The sequence below is a fragment of the Deltaproteobacteria bacterium genome, from assembly GCA_030654105.1.
GTDB lineage: Bacteria > Desulfobacterota > SM23-61 > SM23-61 > SM23-61 > JAHJQK01.
On record JAURYC010000016.1, the window covers coordinates 1 to 6255 of the forward strand.

The following is a 6255-nucleotide window of genomic DNA, read 5'->3' on the forward strand; positions in this document are numbered from 1 at the left end:
GCCGGGAATCCCACCAGGCCTCCCATCAAGCTCTCTTCGGCATCGTCCAGGGGGGCATGTATTCTGATCTCAGGCAGAAGGGTGTTGAGGTGCTGGTAGAAATCGGCTTCGATGGATATGCGCTGGGAGGCCTGAGCGTCGGGGAGAACCAAGAAATCATGGTCCGGGTTATCGCTGAGACCGCTCCTCTTCTTCCGGAAAATCTGCCGCGATATGTAATGGGCCTGGGCATGCCCGGAGACATGATCGAGGCGGTCCGGGAAGGCGTGGATATGTTCGACTGCGTGTTACCCACGAGGAACGCCCGTAACGGTATGCTTTTCACCCGTTCGGGAAAAATGGCCATTAAGAACGCCAAGTATGCGGAAGACCCTTCACCCATCGAACCGGGATGCCCCTGCTATACCTGCCGGAATTATAGCCGGGCTTATCTCCGACATCTCTACTTTGCTGAAGAAATTTTGGCTTTCCGTTTAAATACCATCCACAACCTGCATTTTTATTTGACCTTCATGAGGGAAATGCGACAGGCCATTGCCGAAGACCGTCTGGATGGGTTCATTCAAGATTTTAACTCCATGGGGGAGCCCTCCGTAGAACCGGAGGGGAATTCCAGCCTTTTGTCTTTACCCACTGGCAAGAGAATCTCACTTTCTGCACGAATATAAAAAACTTATAAGGAGGAAAATTCGATGTTTAATGATTTGGCTTATGCAATGGGAGGCCTGCCCGGAGGGGGCGGCGGGGCATCGGGGCTGGGAAGCTTTCTTCCCCTAATCTTAATGTTCGTGGTTTTTTATTTTCTGCTGATTTGGCCGCAGCAGAAGAAGTCGAAAGCCCACCGCCAGGTTCTGGCCAGCCTGCAGAAAGGCGACAGCGTCGTGACGGCCTCGGGGATTTACGGGACGATCACCGGCATCACGGACACGGTGGTCACACTGGAAATCGCCGAAAAAGTCCGCATCAAGCTTGCCCGTAACTCCATCGCGGGCAAGGTCCAAAGTCAAGTTTGATTTTGAAGCGGAGAAGCCTTTAAAGGAGATAAAAATATGCGGCGAAGTATTCAATGGCGAGCCGGGTTGATTCTCTTGCTCCTGGCTCTCTCAATCCTTTTCCTCACCCCCACGCTCATCGACCCTCTCCCGCAATGGTGGAGAAAAGTTCTTCCCGTGGAGAAGATTCATTTAGGGTTGGATCTTCGGGGAGGAATGCATCTGCTGCTCGAGGTGGAAGTTCAGAAGGCCGTTGAAAGTGCGATGGACAAATACGCCAGCGACATCAAAGACACCCTGACCAAGAAAGACATTTCTTTCCAACAAGTAGAACGGAATTCCGCAGGAAAGATCTCCGTTCTTCTGACCGACACCAAAGCCAACGACCGTTTCAACCTTATTCGTTCCGACCAGTTTGCCAACTTGAAGGTAGCCTCTTTCCTCGAACGAGAAGGAAAATATCAGTACCTTCTGGAATTGAACCCGAAAGAGGTTAAGTCCATCGAGGACTCGGCCATCCGGCAAGGGCTGGAAACGATCCGCAACCGTATCGACCAATTCGGGGTCACGGAGCCGGTTATCGCTCCTCAAGGGGAGAATCAGATCCTCATTCAACTGCCCGGCGTCAAAGATCCTCAACGAGCCGTCGAATTGATCGGGCGTACGGCTTTATTGGAGTTTAAGCTGGTGGATGAGGAGAATAGCCTGGAAGAGGCTCTCAAAGGGAATATGCCCCCGGGGAGTGAAATTCTTTATCAGAAGGCCGCTGACAAAGAAACAGGCGTGGTCACCCGCCGCCCCTTTCTCTTGAAGAAACGCGCTTTGATGACGGGGGACGTGCTCACCGACGCCCGGACGCGCATCAAGTCTGACTTCAACGAGCCCTATGTCTCCATCGACTTCGATGCCCGGGGAGCGAGGCTCTTCGATCAGATCACCGCTGAGAACGTGAAGAAGCGCCTGGCCATCGTCCTGGACAACAATGTTTATTCGGCGCCGGTGATCCAGGAACGCATCAGTGGAGGAAAAGCCCAGATCAGCGGATCTTTCACTCCGGATGAAGCCGCGGATCTGGCCATCGTCCTCAGGGCTGGCGCGCTCCCCGCCCCGGTTAAGATCATTCAGAACGTAACGGTGGGACCCTCCCTCGGGCAGGATTCTATTGACCGGGGGATTCGGGCAGCGATTATCGGATCGATCCTGGTGGTGGTTTTTATGGCTTTTTATTACCGCTTCTCCGGCCTGATCGCCGACTGGGCCTTGATCCTGAACATCATCTACCTCATGGGGGCCCTGGCCTCGATGAGGGCCACTCTCACCCTGCCCGGGATCGCCGGAATTATTCTGGCTATTGGCATGGCGGTCGATAGCAACGTTCTCATGTTCGAGCGGATCCGCGAAGAACTGCGTCAGGGGAAGACGGTCCGGGCCGCCGTGGACGCCGGGTACGATAAAGCCCTCTTCACTATCATCGACTCCCACGTCACTACCCTGATTACGGCGTTGGTCCTCTTCCAGTTTGGTACCGGCCCCATTAAAGGCTTCGCGGTAACCCTCAGCCTGGGTGTCATGATCAATCTTTTCTCGGCGCTCATCGGCACCAAGGTTATCTTCGACTGGATCAACTTCAAGAAACAGCTCAAGACCTTGAGTATCTGATGAAAGAAAGGAACCCTTAGATGGGCATCCAACTTTTAGGCAAAACCAATATTAATTTTGTCGGGCTGCGGAAATATGCCTTTTTCCTTTCCGCCATCCTCGTCACGGTAGGGGCCATCGCCATGGTTCAACTGATCCGGGGTCAATCCAATTTAGGGATCGACTTTGCGGGCGGGACCTCTGTGCAGCTCAAATTTGAGAAACCCTTCCAACTGGACAAAGCGCGGCACGCCCTGGAGATCAACGGTTTTAAGGACTGCGAACTCCAGCAGTTTACCGAGGGAAACAAGCTCCTGATCCAGGTCAAGAAAACCACGGCCATTCCCCTCGGCAAGGTGGCCGACAAGATCGTGTCCATCTTTACCAAAGAATTTACGGACAACAAATTCCTGGTCGACAGCACCACGGAGATCGGCCCCAAGGTGGGCAAAAACTTGCAGCATGATACCATCATCGCCGTGATCTTCTCAGCCATCGGGATGATCGTTTACCTTGCCTGGCGTTTCGAATTTTCTTTCGGCGTAGCCGCGGCCGTTGCCACCTTCCATGACGTTCTCTCCGTCCTCGGGATCTTCCACATCCTCGGGAAAGAGGTGAATTTACTCCTGGTGACTGCCCTTCTTACTTTAGCCGGCTACTCCTTGACCGACACCGTGGTGGTCTACGACCGGATCCGGGAAAACCTCCGCCTGCGGCCGAGGGACCCTTTGGCAGATGTGATGAACAGCAGTATTAACGAAGTCCTCAGCCGGACCATTGTGACCAGTTTGACAGTCTTCCTGGTTCTGGTACCTTTGTTTTTCTTCGGAGGGGAGGTCATTCACGATTTTTCCTTCGCCCTGCTCATTGGTATAATCATCGGCACCTATTCTTCCATTTTTGTGGCCAGCCCCATCGTCTACCAGTGGCGCAAGGACAAGAAAGTCCGCATCCGCACCCGGAGGTAATATAAGGGTGTAGGGTGTAGGGTGTAGGGTGTTGGGTATTGGGTGTAGGGATAAGAGCCTTGATCTTTGGACCTTGAACCTTTGCCCTATTTTTTGGGTTTGAACTTCTTCAATTTCTCGGCGGCTTGCTTCAAGGTCTCCATCTTCTTAGGAAAGGCGAAGCGAACCTTGGTCCTTCCCAGCGCTGGGCGGCTATAGAAGCAACTTCCCGGTACAGTCGCCACCCCGATTTTCTCCACTAAATAATAAGCGCAGGCGAAATCATCCTGGAAGCCCAGGTGGCCTACGTCCGTCATAATGTAATACGCTCCCCTCGGTCGATAAACCCTAAATCCAACCTCTTCCAACGCTTGCAGAAGAAAGTCCCTCCTCTCCCGGTACTCTTCCGCCAGGGTCTGATAATAGCGGGGCGCGGAGCGTAATGCGATGGCTGCTGCTTCCTGAAGAGGATGGGCGGCTCCCACCGTGAGAAAATCATGGACTTTGCGGATTGATCCGGTCAGCTTTGCTGAGGCAATAGCCCAGCCCACGCGCCATCCCGTAAGGCTGTAAGTCTTGGAGATGGAATTGATGGTGATGGTTTGATCACGCATCCCCGGCAGAGAGGCGATGCTGACGTGGCTGGCCCCATCGTAAAGAATATGTTCGTAAATCTCGTCGGTCACGGCCACAACTCCCCACTTCAGGCAGAGGTCAGCGATGAATTGCAGTTCCTCCCGGGAAAAAACCTTGCCCGTGGGGTTATTGGGGGTGTTGAGGATGATGGCCTTGGTTTTGTTGCTGAAGGCCCGAGTCAGTTCTTGTTCATCAAAATGCCAGTCCGGTTCATGGAGGGTGATGAACCGCGGGTGGGCCCCGCAAAGGATGGTATCCGGGCCGTAGTTCTCGTAGAAAGGCTCGAAGACGATAACTTCCTCCCCCGGATTGACGATGGCCATGAGGGAGGCGATCATGCACTCCGTCGCCCCGCAGCAGACCGTGATCTCCTTTTCCGGGTCCATGGTCACGCCATTGTATCGGGCGAATTTTTCGGCAATGGCCTGGCGTAGGGCAGGGGTTCCCCAGGTGATGGCATATTGGTTGGCATCGGCATGAATGGCCTTCACGGCCGCTTCTTTTATTTCTTGGGGCGCGGCAAAATCCGGAAACCCCTGAGCCAAGTTAACTCCCTGGTGCTTGAGGCAAACCCGGGTCATATCGCGGATAACCGATTCGGTAAAATTTTTAGCCTTCTCGGAACAAAAATCCTTCATGTTTACTTTCTCCTCTACGTATTACCCAACGGATCGAACGTACTATATATAAAGGTCAATTGCTCGTCAACAGGATTTCTCCCTTGCCCATTGACCTCCACCCCCAAGCCCTGTATAATAATTACCACAGGGGTAATTATGGATAAGTATACGGAATTGTATGCGTGGATATGGAAGGCTTTCGGCCGGGAGACCTTCTCCCTGGACCGGCTCAGAGCCACCTTTCCCACTTCTCAGGCACCGAAAGTTGCTCATGACCTGATAAAGAGGGGATACTTGCGGCAAGCGGGGAGGGGTATTTATGAAGCTGTAGCGCCCTCCGATTTTATGGAAAAAATAACCGCGAGAGAGGCCGACTTGGGTCTTGCCGAAAAATCCGGGAAAGTATACGCCTTCTGCGGCAGCACGGCGGTATCCATGTGGACGGACGGATACTACTGGACCGGGTTCACTATTGGATACAGACCGATCCATTTAACGATCCGGAAAAAGGACTCAACCTTCTGGAGGAGGTTCCTCCGGAAGGCCGGAATAAAATTCGCTTTCGAGGGAGAAAGCAAAACTTTGTTTGGAGAGGTGTTTGTCCTGCACCCCAGGGAGCGTTTTGCCTGCGAAGAAAAAGAGGGGTTGAAGGTCATTCCCTTGGATGAAGCCGTTCAGTTCTGCCTGAAGCACGAATTGGTTTATGAACCGGCACTGGAGTATTTGGACCAGAAATACCGTATCGGTTATGGCCATCGGGAGCACATGATTTAATGAAGATCAAGGACCGGGAGAACATTTGTTTTGACCTCCTGAGGAAGCTCCCCCAGAAACTTGTGCTTATCGGAGGGTACGCCGCCAGCTCGTTTGATTTCCCCAGATTTTCAGTGGACCTGGATTTGGTCATAAGGCCAAGGGACGCCAAGGAGTTCTCAAAGATCCTTGAAAGGGAGGGATTCAGGCTCCTTATGGACTCAGGCCATTTTGCGGATTTCTACAAGGGCCGGATGATGAGATTCGGTAAAAAGATCGATGCCCTGCCCATCACCGTTGACCTCTTCGTTGGCATGGTCCAGGCCAGGCAGACGGATACGGCCTATTCTTTCGATTATCTGTGGAAGAATTCGGAAGTCCGCAAGGTCGTGGGCTCGGGAGTCAAGGATTACGGCGAAGTTAGGGTGGCTGACAGAGAAATGTTGATAGCCCTGAAAATGAACTCCATGAGAATGGCCGACCAGAGGGACATCATAAGTCTGTTTAACGGAAAGGTAGACCCGGCAAAGATCTTGACCCACCTGAAAAGAGCCCCCAAAGTAAAGATACTGGGTAACATTGCAACCATCTCTGCCACCCTCCAAAAGCCGGAGAGCAGGGACTCGATAAAGGGAGTATTCGGGATTCCGGACCAGGTTTATAAAAAGT

General features: G+C 52.8%; 7 protein-coding genes. 6 read left to right on the forward strand and 1 reads right to left on the reverse strand.

Annotation, left to right across the window (positions count from 1 at the left end; genetic code table 11):
- The 4 genes from Q7V48_00580 to secF form a co-directional block, all read left to right on the forward strand.
- Positions 1 to 668: tRNA guanosine(34) transglycosylase Tgt (locus tag Q7V48_00580; protein ID MDO9209240.1), on the forward strand; the 668-nt coding region annotated here is incomplete at its 5' end.
- Between the two features lie 24 nt (positions 669 to 692).
- Complete coding sequence (gene yajC, locus Q7V48_00585) at positions 693 to 1013, forward strand: preprotein translocase subunit YajC (GenBank protein MDO9209241.1); 321 nt, start codon at positions 693 to 695, stop codon at positions 1011 to 1013.
- Between the two features lie 36 nt (positions 1014 to 1049).
- Positions 1050 to 2651, forward strand: a complete 1602-nt coding sequence (secD, locus tag Q7V48_00590) for a protein translocase subunit SecD (protein MDO9209242.1) — start codon at positions 1050 to 1052, stop codon at positions 2649 to 2651.
- 26 nt (positions 2652 to 2677) lie between these two features.
- Positions 2678 to 3598, forward strand: a complete 921-nt coding sequence (secF, locus tag Q7V48_00595; GenBank protein MDO9209243.1) for a protein translocase subunit SecF — start codon at positions 2678 to 2680, stop codon at positions 3596 to 3598.
- An 86-nt stretch (positions 3599 to 3684) separates the two neighbouring features.
- On the opposite strand, the gene Q7V48_00600 is transcribed toward secF, so the two are convergent.
- The gene (locus Q7V48_00600; protein MDO9209244.1) at positions 3685 to 4851 is read right to left on the reverse strand and encodes an aminotransferase class I/II-fold pyridoxal phosphate-dependent enzyme; all 1167 of its coding nucleotides are present in this window, start codon (positions 4849 to 4851) and stop codon (positions 3685 to 3687) included.
- 138 nt (positions 4852 to 4989) lie between these two features.
- Between Q7V48_00600 and Q7V48_00605 the strand changes: the two genes are divergently transcribed.
- The gene (locus Q7V48_00605; GenBank protein ID MDO9209245.1) at positions 4990 to 5607 is read left to right on the forward strand and encodes a hypothetical protein; all 618 of its coding nucleotides are present in this window, start codon (positions 4990 to 4992) and stop codon (positions 5605 to 5607) included.
- The coding region (locus tag Q7V48_00610) for a nucleotidyl transferase AbiEii/AbiGii toxin family protein (protein MDO9209246.1) at positions 5607 to 6255 on the forward strand (649 nt) is incomplete at its 3' end. The genes Q7V48_00605 and Q7V48_00610, both read left to right, overlap by 1 nt.

Excerpts from the sequence above, each read along its gene's own strand:
- yajC (MDO9209241.1), top strand. The coding sequence starts at position 693 with ATGTTTAATGATTTGGCTTATGCAATGGGAGGCCTGCCCGGAGGGGGC.
- secD (MDO9209242.1), top strand. The coding sequence starts at position 1,050 with ATGCGGCGAAGTATTCAATGGCGAGCCGGGTTGATTCTCTTGCTCCTG.
- Q7V48_00600 (MDO9209244.1), bottom strand. The coding sequence starts at position 4,851 with ATGAAGGATTTTTGTTCCGAGAAGGCTAAAAATTTTACCGAATCGGTT.
- Q7V48_00605 (MDO9209245.1), top strand. The coding sequence starts at position 4,990 with ATGGATAAGTATACGGAATTGTATGCGTGGATATGGAAGGCTTTCGGC.